The sequence below is a fragment of the Aidingimonas lacisalsi genome (assembly GCF_008079445.1).
Lineage (GTDB): Bacteria > Pseudomonadota > Gammaproteobacteria > Pseudomonadales > Halomonadaceae > Aidingimonas > Aidingimonas lacisalsi.
In genome coordinates this window covers 345,164-359,765 of sequence record NZ_VRYH01000002.1, presented here as the reverse complement: position 1 = coordinate 359,765, position 14,602 = coordinate 345,164, and the positions used below count along the sequence as shown (strand labels likewise).

The 14,602-nt window shown below is 58.7% G+C and carries 12 protein-coding genes; 6 read left to right on the top strand and 6 right to left on the bottom strand.

Features of this window, described 5'->3' with window-relative positions:
• Nucleotides 1–41: 41 nt before the first annotated feature.
• Both FVV99_RS04890 and FVV99_RS04885 read right to left on the bottom strand, forming a co-directional pair.
• Nucleotides 42–1,337, bottom strand: coding sequence for an ABC transporter substrate-binding protein (locus FVV99_RS04890; protein ID WP_236645299.1), 1,296 nt, complete (start codon nucleotides 1,335–1,337; stop codon nucleotides 42–44).
• On the bottom strand, nucleotides 1,334–2,500 hold the full coding sequence (locus FVV99_RS04885) for an ABC transporter ATP-binding protein (RefSeq protein WP_148252910.1): 1,167 nt from the start codon (nucleotides 2,498–2,500) through the stop codon (nucleotides 1,334–1,336). The genes FVV99_RS04890 and FVV99_RS04885 overlap by 4 nt, the downstream gene beginning before the upstream one ends.
• Before the next feature lie 232 nt (nucleotides 2,501–2,732).
• Here FVV99_RS04885 and FVV99_RS04880 point away from each other — a divergent pair, with 232 nt between their 5' ends.
• Nucleotides 2,733–4,319, top strand: a complete 1,587-nt coding sequence (locus tag FVV99_RS04880; protein ID WP_148252909.1) for a bifunctional GNAT family N-acetyltransferase/carbon-nitrogen hydrolase family protein — start codon at nucleotides 2,733–2,735, stop codon at nucleotides 4,317–4,319.
• 4 nt (nucleotides 4,320–4,323) lie between these two features.
• Nucleotides 4,324–5,199: a M90 family metallopeptidase gene (locus FVV99_RS04875; RefSeq protein ID WP_148252908.1), complete on the top strand. Its 876-nt coding sequence runs from the start codon at nucleotides 4,324–4,326 to the stop codon at nucleotides 5,197–5,199.
• On the opposite strand, the gene FVV99_RS04870 is transcribed toward FVV99_RS04875, so the two are convergent.
• Nucleotides 5,130–6,008, bottom strand: coding sequence for a LysR substrate-binding domain-containing protein (locus tag FVV99_RS04870; protein WP_148252907.1), 879 nt, complete (start codon nucleotides 6,006–6,008; stop codon nucleotides 5,130–5,132). The genes FVV99_RS04875 and FVV99_RS04870 overlap by 70 nt on opposite strands.
• A gap of 121 nt (nucleotides 6,009–6,129) precedes the next feature.
• Between FVV99_RS04870 and FVV99_RS04865 the strand changes: the two genes are divergently transcribed.
• The 3 genes from FVV99_RS04865 to FVV99_RS04855 all read left to right on the top strand — a co-directional run bounded on the left by FVV99_RS04865 (nucleotide 6,130) and on the right by FVV99_RS04855 (nucleotide 9,150).
• The gene (locus FVV99_RS04865; protein ID WP_236645298.1) at nucleotides 6,130–7,314 is read left to right on the top strand and encodes a TauD/TfdA family dioxygenase; all 1,185 of its coding nucleotides are present in this window, start codon (nucleotides 6,130–6,132) and stop codon (nucleotides 7,312–7,314) included.
• A gap of 102 nt (nucleotides 7,315–7,416) precedes the next feature.
• A complete protein-coding gene (locus tag FVV99_RS04860; RefSeq protein WP_148252906.1) occupies nucleotides 7,417–8,352 on the top strand; it encodes an ABC transporter substrate-binding protein in 936 nt (311 codons plus the stop codon).
• 99 nt (nucleotides 8,353–8,451) lie between these two features.
• The gene (locus FVV99_RS04855; protein ID WP_236645297.1) at nucleotides 8,452–9,150 is read left to right on the top strand and encodes a TVP38/TMEM64 family protein; all 699 of its coding nucleotides are present in this window, start codon (nucleotides 8,452–8,454) and stop codon (nucleotides 9,148–9,150) included.
• 20 nt (nucleotides 9,151–9,170) lie between these two features.
• On the opposite strand, the gene FVV99_RS04850 is transcribed toward FVV99_RS04855, so the two are convergent.
• Nucleotides 9,171–10,484, bottom strand: coding sequence for a glycosyltransferase (locus FVV99_RS04850; RefSeq protein ID WP_236645296.1), 1,314 nt, complete (start codon nucleotides 10,482–10,484; stop codon nucleotides 9,171–9,173).
• Between the two features lie 3 nt (nucleotides 10,485–10,487).
• Nucleotides 10,488–11,483 carry a LysR family transcriptional regulator gene (locus FVV99_RS04845; RefSeq protein WP_148252905.1) on the bottom strand — a complete coding sequence of 332 codons (996 nt, stop codon included), beginning with the start codon at nucleotides 11,481–11,483 and terminating at the stop codon, nucleotides 10,488–10,490.
• 110 nt (nucleotides 11,484–11,593) lie between these two features.
• Between FVV99_RS04845 and FVV99_RS04840 the strand changes: the two genes are divergently transcribed.
• Nucleotides 11,594–12,667 carry a tartrate dehydrogenase gene (locus FVV99_RS04840; protein ID WP_148252904.1) on the top strand — a complete coding sequence of 358 codons (1,074 nt, stop codon included), beginning with the start codon at nucleotides 11,594–11,596 and terminating at the stop codon, nucleotides 12,665–12,667.
• A gap of 121 nt (nucleotides 12,668–12,788) precedes the next feature.
• Here FVV99_RS04840 and FVV99_RS04835 read toward each other — a convergent pair whose 3' ends face one another.
• Nucleotides 12,789–14,441, bottom strand: coding sequence for a methyl-accepting chemotaxis protein (locus FVV99_RS04835; protein WP_236645295.1), 1,653 nt, complete (start codon nucleotides 14,439–14,441; stop codon nucleotides 12,789–12,791).
• Nucleotides 14,442–14,602 lie beyond the last annotated feature (161 nt).

Genomic DNA, 14,602 nt, shown 5'->3' with positions numbered 1-14,602 from the left:
AGAGAGCGTCAGCCCTCTCCGCGTCATCAGCCGTCACAGCATCAGCGGGCATAGCGGCGCAATGCGGCCTCTGCCTCTTGCTGGGCTTGTTGTAGCGCCTCTTCAGGAGCCATCTGACCGGTCAACGCAGCTTGCACGGCGTTATCCAGAGCCCGCCGTACGCGTCCGCCCTGGTAAGTCGACAATTCCGCCGTACTGTGTTCGAGCTGGTCGCGCGCCACGGCGGCAGCCGGGAAATCCTCGACATAATCACTCAAGGCGTCGGTTTCGTATGCCGCTTCACTGACGCCCATATAGCCAGTCTCCATCGACCAGGCGGCGGCCCGCTCGGGTGCCGTCATCCAGCGAACGAAGGTCATCGCCGCCCGCTTCTCTTCATCGGTACTGTCCTTGAACAGGTAGAAATTACCGCCACCGGTCGGACTACCGGGCTGCTCCTTGGCTGGCAACATTGACACACCGAAGTCGAAATCGGCACCTTCACGCACAGCAGTCAGGTTGCCTGTACTGTGCCACATCATGGCCGTCGACTCTTCGAGGAAGTTCTGACGCAACGTGCCCCACTCGATGGTCCCGTCGGGCATCGCCTGGTATTCATCGGTCAGCGACACCCAGTACTCCAACGCCTCGACGGCGGCTGGGTCATCGAAGTAGACCTCGGTGCCATCATCGCTCATCAGACGATGCCCGTTCTGGAATGCCAATGCCTGAAACATCCAGTATGGGTAGCCGGTGGAAGGAATCATGACTCCCCACTGATCGTCTCCGTCACCGGCGTCACGAATGGTGTTGGCCATTTCGGCCATCTCGTCCCAGGTTTGTGGCGGCTGCTCGGGATCGAGACCGGCCGCCTCGAACGCATCCTTGTTCCAGTACAATACGATGGTCGAGCGCTGAAAGGGGATCCCGTAGGTTTCACCGTCGAGTCGGCCATTCTCCATCAAACCGGGATAGAAGCTGTCGAGCCATGCGCGCTCCTCGTCGGTTTCGACCACATCATCGAAAGGCACGATGGCGTCCTGTTCGATCAACTCGAAGAGATCGATGGAAAACAGCACCGACAACTGGGGCGCATCCCCCGCCTCAATAGCCGACAGGGCACGTACGCGGGTGTCATCATAGTTGCCCGCATAGATCGCATTCACGTCGATGTTGGGATGATCCGCCTCGAAATCGTCGACCAGACCGTCGATGACATCGGTCAGTGCCCCACCGACAGCTACGGGATAGTAGAGCGTCAACTCGACCGGCTCTTCCTGCGCAGTCGCCTGACCAGCGGCAACCACTAGGCCGGCCAGGGACAGCCCCTGCATGATCGACTTGATAGGTGTTGTCATCGTTTGACTCCTTGATCCGGAAACGGTTGCGCCGTTGCGCGGGAAATGGACGAGCGGGAATTGGCCATGACGGGTGTCACGGCCGTGATATCATCGCGACGTTCGCCACTGTCCGCGGTGAAGAAGTGGGCGGCTTCTGCCGGCCAATCGAGCCGACAATGCTCGTTCGGCAACGACTGTTGTCCCGGCAGGCGGACACGCAGTGTCTGATTACCGACGCGTACGCGGACGATGGTATCGGCGCCAAGATATTCTTTGTCGATAACCCGGGCAGGCATCCCGGCAGCACCGGCGGGTTGAATCACGATGTCTTCCGGGCGCAGGCCTAATAGGCAATGGCTGGCATCGCCCGACGCAATGGGAACGGCCGGCTCCTCGGAGATGACCGTTCTCCCTGCAACGGATTCGAGCTCGAGCAGATTCATCGCCGGGCTGCCGATGAATGACGCGGCAAATGCAGAAGTCGGTCGACTGTAAAGCTCGGCAGGCGTACCGTCCTGCACGATCCGCCCCGATTCCATGAGGATGACGCGATCCCCCATGCTCATGGCCTCGACCTGGTCGTGAGTGACATAGATGACCGTCATACCCAAGCGCTGCTGCAATGCCTTGATTTCACGACGCATATCGCCGCGCAGGCGAGCATCCAGATTGGATAGCGGTTCATCCATCAGGCAAATCGCATTTTCGGCGATGATCGCTCGGGCCAATGCCACTCGCTGACGTTGACCGCCGGATAGCTGTGCCGGTTTACGATCCAGATACGCTTCCAACCCTACCTGGGAGGCAACTTGCGCTAGACGCTCCTGCCGCTCGGGTTTGGGCACTTTGCGGCTACGCAACCCGAACACGATGTTGTCGGCGACGTTCAAGTGCGGAAACAGGGCATAGGACTGAAACACCATGCTGATGCCGCGATCACCGGGCGACTCCCGAGTCACGTCGCGCTCGCCGATGAAGATACGCCCGGTACTGGGCTGCTCGAGGCCGGATATCATTCGCAACGTGGTGGATTTGCCGCAGCCCGACGGGCCGAGCAGGATGATGAATTCTCCCGGCGAGACATCGAAGGTCACCTGGTCCACGGCAGCGAGGCCATCCCAGACCTTGCTGACATCCTCGAGGCGGATGCGTTTGTTATCATTATTCAGGGTATCTAGCATGGTGCGCCCATTGGCTGCAAAGAGGGACACGGCACCAACGCCGGCCTGCACTCTCCTGATCACTAGCGTAGACCTTCTTGCGAGAATGTCAGGAAGAATCGTGGCAGTTGCCGATGACCAATGGGTGACAGTCACATGACGATGACATGTCATGCGGCTTGCCTAGCGTGGGTCGACATCGTGCTAGAATAGCGCTCATCGTGACCACTTATCGTTCAGGAATACGCCGCTCATGTCTCTTGACGACCTGCATCTCAATCTCCGTAACCTGGCCTCAGAAGACTATCCTCAACTGAAACAGTTGATGGACAGTGTCTACGAGGATCTTGGTGGTGCCTGGCCCAAGCTGACCATCGATAAACTGATCAGCGAGTTTCCCGATGGCCAGATTGTGATCGAAGACGATGGGCGACTGGTCGGGGTGGCACTGACGGCACTGGTGGATTACGACGAATTCTCCAATCCGCACAAGTACGACGACCTGATCGGCAAGCGCGAGATCATCCTCAACGCTCCCAATGGCGATGCCATGTACGGGCTGGATGTGTTGATACATCCTGCCTACCGAGGCTATCGCCTGGGCCGTCGTCTGTACGAGGCACGCAAGGAACTGTGCCGTTCGATGAATCTGCGCGCCATCCTGGCGGGCGGTCGCATTCCCCAGTATCACCAATATGCCGATGAGCTCTCACCGACCGAGTACATCGACAAGGTATCGCGCAAGGAAATCCACGATCCGATCCTGTCCTTCCAGTTGGCCAACGACTTCCTGGTCAAGAGGCTGCTGCGCAAGTACCTGCCGGAGGATGAGAAATCCCAGGGATTCGCTACTCTGCTGGAGTGGAACAACATCCTGTACGAACCCGCCGAACGGGTGCTGGAAACGCGCAAGACCCAGGTGCGGGTCGGTGCCGTTCAGTGGCAGATGCGCGAGTTCGACTCCGTGGAATCGGTGCTGCAGCAGGTCGAGTACTTCGTCGATGCGCTCTCCGATTACCAGAGCGACTTTGCTGTTTTCCCGGAGTTGTTCAATGCACCGCTAATGGGTCTGCAAGACCGGGCTGCTCAGCAGGACCAGCAGGCCGCCATTCGCTTCCTGGCTGAATTCACCGATCAGTTCGTTACCGAACTCTCGCGCATGGCGGTAGCCTACAACATCAATATCGTCGCCGGTTCGATGATCGAGATGCGCGACGATGAGTGCATTTATAACGTCAGTTATCTGTGTCACCGCGATGGCACCATCGAGCATCAGGACAAGTTGCACATCACGCCCCAGGAGCGCCGCGACTGGGTCATCGATGGGGGGGACGAACTGCGCGTCTTCGATACCGATGCCGGCCGAATCGGTATCCAGATCTGCTACGACGTCGAATTCCCGGAACTATCCCGGGTCTTGGCCGAACAAGACATGGACATCCTCTTCGTGCCCTTCTGGACCGACACCAAGAACGGTTATCTGCGAGTCCGCCACTGCGCGCAGGCGCGAGCCATCGAAAACGAATGCTACGTCGTTCTATGTGGCAGCGTGGGCAACGTACCATCGATCGAAAATCTCGACATCCAGTACGCCCAGTCATCGGTGTTCTCGCCGTCGGACTTCGCCTTTCCCCACGATGCCGTGTTGTCGGAAACCACGCCCAACACCGAGATGGTGATGTTTTCGGACCTTGACCTGACACGTCTGACCATCGTGCGCGCCGAAGGCTCGGTGACCAACCTCAAGGATCGCCGCAAGGATTTGTTCGACCTGCGTTGGCGCGACTGGTCATGGAAATCCGGGGGCCGGCCATCCGGGGCCAACGTGGACGAGAACTGACACCATGTTCCGTCGTCTGCGCCACTGGCAGGCGCGAGGCTTCGAGCGCCGCCACCCATTTCCGCATACCGACTGGGCCGAAGCCCGGTCACGGGTTCCGCTGTTGGCGGCACTGAATGACGACGACGCCCAACAGCTTGGTCAGCGTGCCTGGCGCTTCTTGCACGACAAGCGCGTGAGTCTGCACAAAGAACTCGCGAAAACAACGTCCTTCGATCTCCCGGCACACCTGGCCCTGGCGGCACAAATCTGCTTGCTGACGCTGGGCTGGGACGATGACGATCATCAGGAGGCCTTCGCCAATGTCCATGAAGTGCAGATTCTGCCCGACGCGTTCCAACGCCAGGTAGAAGAGATGGACGAATTCGGAGTCATGCATGAGTACGTCGATGAGCGAGCCGGCGAGACTTCATTTCAGGGGCCGGTCGTCGTCTCCTTCCCTGATTTGATGGGTAGTGGCGACTGGAACGGTTTCAACGTCCTTATTCACGAGTTCGCTCACAAGCTCGACCTTGGCAATGCCAGCGATGTCGACGGATTTCCACCGCTGCCAAGGGAGATCGACCCACACGAATGGCACCACATTTTCACGACTGTCTGGGAGGATCTGCAGGCCCATCTCGAGCGGGGCGAGTCCCCTCCCATCGACGACTATGCCGCCACTCATCCCGGTGAGTGCTTTGCCGTATGTTGCGAGCACTTTTTCAGTGCACCGGACGTCTTGATCAAGGCATACCCGGCGCTCTATGCACTGCTGTCTCGCTACTTCCGTCAAGATCCGCTATTACGCTTGTCCCACGAAGCCCACGCTCACGCATCGCTATCCGCGACCGAGCCCACCAGCCACTCCCATAACAGCGATGCTTCCTCCCGCGATTGACGCCGCTTAGGACGCACCAGCCAGAAACTCTCCATGCTGGGTACGGCCAGGTCGAACGGGGCCACCAGATCGTGTCGGTTTTCCAGCAGACGATGATGCGTCAGCGCGACACCACCTCCCTGGCTTGCCAACGCCAGCGTCATGACCTGATTGTCGCAGGTCAGCGCTGGACACTGACGTTCGATTCCCGCCACGCCGGCCTGCTCCAGCCAGGTCGGCCAACCTACGGCGAAACCGACGGCATGCAGCAGAGTATGGCCGGCCAGGTCGACCGGTCCGTCAAGGCGTTCAGCCAGTGACGGTGCACACGCAGGCCGCATTCGTTCGTCGCCTAACGACACACAGTCGACGTCACTCCAGTCGCCGCGGCCATAACGAATTTCCAAATCCGCGCCTTCGGGACCGAAATCATCCGGCCAGATCGCGCTGACGAGCCGTACGGCCACTGCAGGATGCTGACGGTGGAATGCCAGCAGACGTGGCGCCAGCCAACTCTGCTGCATTACCGGCGTGGTACGCAGTGTGACAGGACTTTCCGGCGTGGTGCCGAAGACTTCCGTCGTGCCTTCGGCAATACGCGTAAAGGCATCGTGGATACTGGGCAGCCAGGCCTGACCCGCCGGCGTCAGGGTCAGGCTGCGCGGATGGCGCACGAACAGTTTCTGTCCCAGGCGATCTTCGAGGAGACGAATGCGTTGACTGATAGCGGCCTGGGTCACTCCCAGTTCCCGACCGGCGGCAGTGAAACTCAGCGTGCGGGCGGCGGCCTCGAAGGCCTGCAGCCACATCAAGGGGGGCAATGACGTCATGAACCCTCGCTTATGGAAAAGCGTGTTATAAGTTGTGCTTGGCCATAGGGGTCATATTAATCGTTTGTCACTCGTACGGCCAGACACCACCCTAGGGATCAACAGAACACCGGAGGTAACGATGACCACTGCCGTTTCAATGACCAACGATCATTCAGCGCCATCCCGTGTAGCGATGGGGGAACTCACCCGTTACGACGACGCGCCTCTGTTGACCGATATCGCAGCCAATGGACAGGGCGTCTTTCTGACCTGGGCGGATGACAGTCAGGCGAGCCTGCCCTACTTGTGGCTACGCGATCATTGCGCCTGCAGTGAATGCCGCCATGCCACGACACGAGAACGCTTGTACATACCCAGGGCCGACGTCGATGCTCCGCAGGACGTCAGCCTGGAGCGGGGCCATTTGCATGTCATCTGGGCAGACGGGCATGAGAGCGTGTTCGACGGTGGCTGGCTACACCAGCGACGCCCGGGCACACGCAGCCAGGATCAGGTCCCCGAGCGTCAACCGTGGACAAACGGCTTCTCTCCAGAGCGCATCGGTCATGCCGCCTTCGTCAATGGTCCGGAGGGTGAATGCGCCTGGCTGGAAGCCTTGCTGCGCGATGGGTTGGTAATGCTCGACGGCGGCCCGATCGCCGACGAGGAAGTCAGCCGCCTGGCGGAACGAATCGGCCCGATGCGTCCGACCAACTTCGGTGCCCGCTTCGATGTACGCTCCAAGCCTAACCCCAACAATGCGGCCTATACGGCCATCGGTCTGGCGCTGCACACGGACCTGCCCAACTGGCGTCAGCCGCCGGACATTCAGCTACTCTATTGCCTGGAAAATGAAGCCGAAGGTGGTGAATCGATCTTCGCTGATGGCTTCGCGGCGGCCAATGCGCTGCGCGACCAGGCGCCGGAAGCGTTCCGAATACTCAGTGAAACGACCATCGATTTTCGTTTCCAGGATGACACCCAGGATATCGGCATCCGAGCCCCCATTATCGAACTCGATGCTGATGGGCGCGTGGTCGAGATCCGCTTCAACAACTGGATTCGCGACACACTCCAATTGCCGGCCCATGAGATTGCACCATGGTATGCGGCCTATCAGGCGTTCTGGCAACTCGTCCATGCTCCGGAACAGCAAATCGAATTCGCCCTCGCCCCCGGCGAGATGATCGCTTTCGATAACCGACGCGTACTGCATGGTCGGAGGGCCTTCGACCCCAATACCGGCCGCCGGCATTTGCAGGGCACCTACCTGGACCGCGACATGCTCGAATCGAGGTTGCGTGTGCTGACCCGCCAAGGGTAAGCGCGTGGCCTTCCTACTCGGCTCACGACCGCCCACCAACGACTCGACAACACGGGCGGCTTTCCTATCGATGACTCGATTCCATCACTAAAGGAGACCTAGATGACTCGCTCCCTGACACGTACCACTCTGATATCCGCACTCGCGCTTGGAATGGTCCCAACAGCGCAGGCCGATGACGAAACGCTTCACCTCGGTGTACCCGCTTGGCCCGGCATTACCGTCAAGACAGAAATCGCCGAGCAATTATTGAGTCCGTTGGGTTATGAAACCACCATCCAGGAACTCGGCCTTCAGGTAATCTATCAAGGCTTGGATAGCGGCGATCTCGATATCTTCCTGGGCGGCTGGATGCCAGCCCAGAAAGACATGTTCACGCCTCGCGAGGAAGCAGGTGCGATCGTCAGTCTCGCCAACAACGTCGATGGCGCCCAGATGACACTGGCCGTACCGGACTACGTCCATGACCAGGGTATCACCAGCTTCGCCGACCTCGACGAGAACCGCGACATGTTCGAAGGCCAGATTCATGGCTTCGGCTCGGGCTCGGCTGCCAGCGAGATCCTCAATGAAGCGATTGAGGAAGATGCCTGGGGGTTGAATGACTGGGAGTTGGTCGACACCAGCGAGGTCGGTATGCTCAGTGCAGCACGAGACGCCATGTCGCGTGACGAACCCATTCTCTGGGTCGGTTGGACGCCTCACTGGATGAACCTGGAATTCTCCATGAACTATCTTGAGGATCCCAAGGATCTGTTCGGTGAAAATAACGGTGAGAGTGATGTCCTGACTATCGCACGCAGCGGTTATGCCGACGCACACCCCAATGTGGTCACATTCTTCGAACAGTTCGTTTTCGACCACGAAGAGCAGAGCTGGATGATCAAGGAGTTCGGTCAGGAAGAGCGCGATGCCGAAACCGTGGCGGCCGACTGGATTCGTGACAATAGCGAGCGCGTGGAGACCATGCTCGATGGCGTCACCACCCAGGATGGTGACCCGGCATGGCCGATTATCAGAGAACAGTTCGACCTCTGATAGACGACTCAGCCCCTACAGCGTGGTCGCCGGTGTTTGGGCCGCCGGCCACGCTGCCGTATGCTATGTCGAGCATTGCTACCCCGGATTGGCTCGACAATGATGCGACTCTCCGTATTCAAGCTGGTCACCCTGCTCATCGCACTCGCCGCGATCGGTGCACTGTGGCAATGGCTGGCTCTTCAGCAGCAGCTCAGTCCACAAACCTTGCTCGCTCTGGCGCAGGGCAGTCTGGCCTGGCGTGATGCTTCCTGGGCAGTTCTGGTGATCATTGCCATCTACGCCAGCGCCTCATTGATGATGTTCCCCCTGAGTATCCTGGTCGCTGCTACCGGCCTGTTATACGGCCCCTGGTGGGGCTTCCTGTATGCCTTGGGCGGAACGATGACCGCCTCGATATTGACCTACTGGGTCGGACGTCGCCTGGGCCGCGATGCCTTGCTACGCCATGGCGGACAGCACCTGCGTGGTGCCTCACGGTATCTCGCCGGGCGTGGAATACGTACCATGACGATCGTCAATTTGTTGCCTTTGGCACCCTTTACATTGACCAACATGCTGGCCGGAGCATTCCACCTGCGCTTCTTCGACTACGTGATCGGCTCCGTGGTGGGCATCGTTCCCGGCCTATTGGGTATCACCCTGCTGGGTAGCCAAGCCGGTGAACTTGTCCAGGCCGAGAATCGCTGGGAATTCGTATGGGCCATGGCAGGTCTGGCAGCAGGAGTCGCACTGCTATACGCGATGAAACGGTATGCTGCTTATAAGCAGCGACACAGGAAGCCGCCACCCCGATAACCGACAGCATCGCTGCCATTTTACTTGGGGGCGGGGTCACGCAGCGAATCCTGATCAGGCATAACCTCACCGCGCGACTCGTCCTGCAAGAGAGATCGCAGTACTCTGCCGCGGTGACGCAACATCCGCCACTCAGCGCCCAGACGCGCTCTCACTCGCTCCCAAGCGCTGTCATCCGCATGTCTGAAGGGGCCACCGGCCGCAATCACCTGCCGATAGACTGCCAGACATCGCGAGGCACAGCACTCTTCATCGAAAGCTGCTGCAGTGTCGACAGCCCTATGGCTCATGGCTTGATGGCGCTCGACGTCATCCAACGCCGCAAATGCCTCGGCCATCTGTTCAGCATTGTCGTCGAGCAGTAAACGGCCATTGTCACCATCCCTCAGCACCTCATGCACACCGGCAGCCGCGATGGCGACGACCGGTAAGCCCGCCGCCATGGCCTCCACCAGCACCATACCCTGTGTCTCACTATGTGAGGCGAAGGCAAATACATCCATGGCGTGATAGGCATCGATCAATGCCTGATCACGCAAGCGTCCGGTAAAGTGGACGCGTGTCTCGATACCAAAGCGGCTAGCGACCGCAAGCATCGTTTCCCGGGCATCGCCGTCTCCCACCACCAGGAAGTGGGCATGTTCATTGGCGAGTAGAAACCGTGATACGGCCTCAGCGAGAAACGGTAGATTCTTCTCCTTGGCCAGGCGCCCGACGTGTCCCACGACATAGGCCGTGTCAGGAATATGCAGCAAGCGTCGCAACTCCCGCCCATTGCCTTGGGAAAAACGTCTGGCATCGACGCCACTGGGAACCACCATGATCTGACGATTGGCGCCTCGGCGCAGTAACAGTTGATGAATACTTTCGCTGGGCGCTATCACGGCATCGCATAGGTGGGTGTACTCGGTCGCCAGGGCAACGGCAAAGCGCTGCATTCGTGGCGAGTCCCCCGGTACATAGTGTGTGTAATGTTCATAGAGCGTGTGATGCGTGAAAACCAGCGGTAACCCATAGGTCTCGGCTACACGAACGGCCGTGTCCCCGAGCAGGAAAGGATGATGTGAATGAATGATATCCGGGTCGAAGGCCTCGATAGCCTCGTAGAGTTGTCCGGGTATCGGAACCGGCAGCGAGAAATCACTACCATTGAAATGCTGCACGGCCGCCACACGAATCACATCTCGTTCACGTCGTGGCTGACCTTCCATCTTGGGAGCCACGACCAACACCTGATGGCCACCCGCTTGCAAACGCGCCTTGAGCCGTTGGACGGATTCACTCACTCCGCCGACGATCGGCGCATAGGTATTGGTAAACATCAAGATATTCAAGTGTCAGCTCCCGTTCGTGATGACACGCCCACTGCATGACTTCCCTTTCGCGTGGGGCTCTACCCACGCCGGTAGCGTTCCCCCTTCGGCCAGCGGCGGTACCCGTTCGGCTATCCTATCTTCAAGATAGGCAATGAATGCCCTGATTCGCGCAGGTACGTGACGCCGCTGATCGTAGACGGCATGGAAATCAGCACGCACGCCCTGCCATTCCGCCAGCACTTCGACCAGACGTCCGGCCCGGAGGTGATCATGTACATCCCACCATGAACGCAACAGTATACCGTGCCCGTCTACCGCCATGCGGGTCATGGCTTCACCGTCGTTACTGGCCAGCCGACCTCCGACCTTGACCGTTCGTTCACCATGTCCCGAATGACGACGCTCGAAGCGCCAAGTCGCATAATCGCTGTCATTCTCGCGAACCACCAGGCACTGGTGTCGCGACAGATCCGAGGGGTCCTCGAGCGGAGGCATAGTGGCACAATACGACGGCGACGCACATAAGATGCGACGATTGACCATCAAACGATGGGCAACCAAGCGTGAATCCGGTGGTTCGCCAACCAGAATGCCGACATCGAAGCCATGGTCACTCAGATTCAAGGGGAAGTTGGTTAGTTCCAGCCAGCCATCCAGATGCGGATGCTCGGCGCAGAACGCCGACAGGATCGGCGCGATATGGCGCCGCCCGAATCCAAAGGTCGCATTGATACGCAAGCGCCCCGACAGCTCGGCGCGGCGGTTGCCCAGAGCCTCTTCCAGGTCATCGAGGTCATCGAGAATGGCTGCCCCTCGCTCGCGGTACAGTTCACCCTCCGCCGTCAACGTCAGGCGACGCGTGGTGCGATGAGCCAGTTCCACGCCCAACCGAGCCTCTAGCTGCTTGAGCCGCTTGCTCACCGCCGACAACGACAGCCCCAACTCTCGCGCCGTGGCAGTCAGACTGCCGTGCTGAGCCAGTCGCTGGAAGAATGCCAGATCATCAAGATCGGCCATGGCGCCAGGATTCTCCACTTCTACGCAACAATAATTTGAATCATAGCGTGATTATCAATTGTCGCATAGCGGCTAGACTGTCGTAACACCACGCCAGCAGGAGGACAACAATGAAGCAACGTATTGCAGTGATCGCCGGTGACGGTATCGGTACCGAAGTGGTACCGGAAGGGTTGCGCGCCCTGGAAGCGGCCAGCAAGCGTTTCGGTATCGATCTCGAGTACCAGCATTTCGACTTCGCCTGCTGCGACTACTATCTGCAGCACGGCCAGATGATGCCGGACGACTGGTTCGACCAGCTAAAAGGGTTCGATGCACTTTTCTACGGTGCCGTCGGCTGGCCGGACAAGGTCCCGGATCATATCTCTCTGTGGGGATCGATACTGCAGTTCCGGCGTGCCTTTGACCAGTACATCAACCTGCGTCCCTGTAAATTGCTACCGGGCATCAAGAGTCCACTGGCCGATCGCCAGGCCGGTGAAATCGATTTCTACGTCGTGCGCGAAAACACCGAAGGCGAATACTCCAGTATCGGCGGTCGCATGTATGAAGGCACGGAACGCGAAATCGCCATTCAGGAAACCGTGATGTCGCGCGCCGGCATCGATCGCGTCCTCAAGTACGCATTCGACCTGGCACAGAGCCGCCCACGCAAGAAACTCACGTCGGCCACCAAATCCAATGGCATCTCTATCACCATGCCCTACTGGGATGAACGCGTGAAAGCGATGGCCAAGAATTATGCCGACGTCGATGTCGACCAGTTCCATATCGACATCCTGACGGCCAATTTCGTCATGCACCCCGACTGGTTCGATGTCGTCGTTGCCAGCAACCTGTTCGGCGACATTCTCTCCGACCTGGGCCCCGCCTGCACGGGTACCATCGCCGTTGCCCCTTCAGCCAACATCAATCCGGACGGTAACTTCCCCAGCATGTTCGAACCGGTACATGGCAGCGCGCCGGATATCGCCGGGAAGGGCATCGCCAACCCCATCGGTCAGATCTGGTCGGGAGCAATGATGCTGGAACATCTGGGCCATGTGGATGCCGGCAAGGCCATGGTCGATGCCATCGAGTCCGTCCTCGCCGAGGCGGACCCCAACGTCATGACACCTGACATCCGCGGCCGTGGCACGACAGACACTCTGGGCCGCGCCATCGCCGAACGAATTGCTGGCTGAGTGAGGCAGCCAAGTTCCCTGTCCGTTGCAACGGACAGGGGCGTTCACGGTCTCGGAAGTTGCCAAAAGCCCATAATCTGGACAGTCAGTCGATGACACGAGATACCTCGCTGATCTAATGTCACTGCGTGGAGACTCGGAAACGGCCGACTGTCTTGTGGAGATGACCGGATTGCTCTTCCATGGAGTCAGCCGCGGCAGCAGCTTGTTGTACCAATGCAGCGTTCTGCTGAGTCACCTGATCCATCTGAGTCACTGCCTGGTTAATCTGTTCGATGCCTGCCGATTGTTCATGAGAGGCCGACGAAATCTCGTCCATTAGATCACTGACACGTTGGGCACTGTCGCGGATGGTGGCCATCGACGTATCGGACTGATCGACGAGTTCCGCTCCCGTGTTGACCTGTTCCACCGAACGTTCGATCAAGGACTTGATATCGCTGGCCGCATGAGCTGAACGGCTTGCCAGGTTGCGCACTTCTCCAGCGACCACAGCAAATCCGCGCCCTTGCTCGCCAGCTCGTGCCGCCTCCACAGACGCATTGAGTGCCAGCAGATTGGTCTGGAAGGCAATATCGTCGATCAAGCTAATAATATCGGAGATCTTTCTGGAACTCTCGCGAATATCTCCCATTGTTGTCACCATCTGAGAGATCACGGACTGCCCCTCGGCGACTGACTCCGTTGTCTGGGCGGCAAGCTGGTTAGCCTGATCGGCGTTGTGAGCGTTATGACTCACCGTGGTGGTCAATTCTTCCATGCTGGAGGCAGTCTCGGCCAGCGATCCCGCCTGTTGCTCGGTGCGGGCGGATAGATCGCTATTGCCGTTGGCAATCTCTCGTGCACCAGTATCAATCGATTCACTGGCGCGACGTATGCCCGCAATCACCGTTCTCAGATCACGACGCATACATTCAATGGCATACATCAGGCTACTGTCGTCGCCATGGCGCAACGGAGTTTCCTGTGTCAGATCGCCGTCGGCTATCCGCCGCACAACACTTGCCGCATGGGTTGGCTCACCACCGAGACTACGATAGACACTGCGAACCAGCAGCAAAAAGGCCAGCGTCAGCGCCCCACCGGCAATGACCAGAACCAGTGTGTACTGCCACAACCTGGCAATGAAAGCCGCCTGGATATCATCGATATAAACACCTGCCGCAATGTTCCAGCCCCAATCAGGGAAGCGCTCCACATAGCTCAGCTTGGGGCTAGCACTACTGTCGGCATCACCCCGCTTGGAGGCATAATCCAGATATCCACTGCCACTCTCCGCTATGTCTGCCAAATTCCGATAAACTGCGACACCATTCGGGTCGGTATAGTCACTCATGTTTGACCCGGGCGCGCGCCGTGGATGGTAAACAATGTCGGCATCAGCATCGAAGACGAACAGGTAGTTATCGCGCTGCTTACCGAAGCGCATGGCATCAAGCGCTTCGTAAGCCAGCCCCTGTGCCTGTTCCTTGCTCAACTCACCAGCGCTGACACGCGTCTGATATCCCTGCAATAAGGTTTCAACCATGCCGACGGTATTGGCCAACGACTGTTTGCGATCCTCGATCATCGTCTCACGCCCCTGTAGGGCCATGCTCACGACGAGCCCAATCATCACGAGCCACATCAGACCCAACGTCGTCCACAACTTACGCTTCAGGGTCCACCCTCCATCATGCAACCCCCGGCGTTCCTCCGACTTTGATGCAAGTGCCTCCTTATCATCAATGCCTGAGGCGGCATCCTGCATCGTCAACAACTCCGTACTAGTCATCAATCATCACCCCTTACGTCATGCGACCAAAGTCGATATATAGGAAGGGGATATCGGCAGACATCTCGCTTTCTTGACGGTCTCGGCGACTCAGGATGACATACGCTGAGATCAGTCAACGGAACCAGTGGGAGAGCGTATGATTTGCCTGCTTGCCTCAG

Excerpts from the sequence above, each read along its gene's own strand:
- FVV99_RS04835 (WP_236645295.1), bottom strand. The coding sequence starts at position 14,441 with ATGACTAGTACGGAGTTGTTGACGATGCAGGATGCCGCCTCAGGCATT.
- FVV99_RS04885 (WP_148252910.1), bottom strand. The coding sequence starts at position 2,500 with ATGCTAGATACCCTGAATAATGATAACAAACGCATCCGCCTCGAGGAT.
- FVV99_RS04855 (WP_236645297.1), top strand. The coding sequence starts at position 8,452 with ATGATGCGACTCTCCGTATTCAAGCTGGTCACCCTGCTCATCGCACTC.
- FVV99_RS04840 (WP_148252904.1), top strand. The coding sequence starts at position 11,594 with ATGAAGCAACGTATTGCAGTGATCGCCGGTGACGGTATCGGTACCGAA.
- FVV99_RS04845 (WP_148252905.1), bottom strand. The coding sequence starts at position 11,483 with ATGGCCGATCTTGATGATCTGGCATTCTTCCAGCGACTGGCTCAGCAC.
- FVV99_RS04890 (WP_236645299.1), bottom strand. The coding sequence starts at position 1,337 with ATGACAACACCTATCAAGTCGATCATGCAGGGGCTGTCCCTGGCCGGC.
- FVV99_RS04875 (WP_148252908.1), top strand. The coding sequence starts at position 4,324 with ATGTTCCGTCGTCTGCGCCACTGGCAGGCGCGAGGCTTCGAGCGCCGC.
- FVV99_RS04865 (WP_236645298.1), top strand. The coding sequence starts at position 6,130 with ATGACCACTGCCGTTTCAATGACCAACGATCATTCAGCGCCATCCCGT.
- FVV99_RS04870 (WP_148252907.1), bottom strand. The coding sequence starts at position 6,008 with ATGACGTCATTGCCCCCCTTGATGTGGCTGCAGGCCTTCGAGGCCGCC.
- FVV99_RS04880 (WP_148252909.1), top strand. The coding sequence starts at position 2,733 with ATGTCTCTTGACGACCTGCATCTCAATCTCCGTAACCTGGCCTCAGAA.
- FVV99_RS04860 (WP_148252906.1), top strand. The coding sequence starts at position 7,417 with ATGACTCGCTCCCTGACACGTACCACTCTGATATCCGCACTCGCGCTT.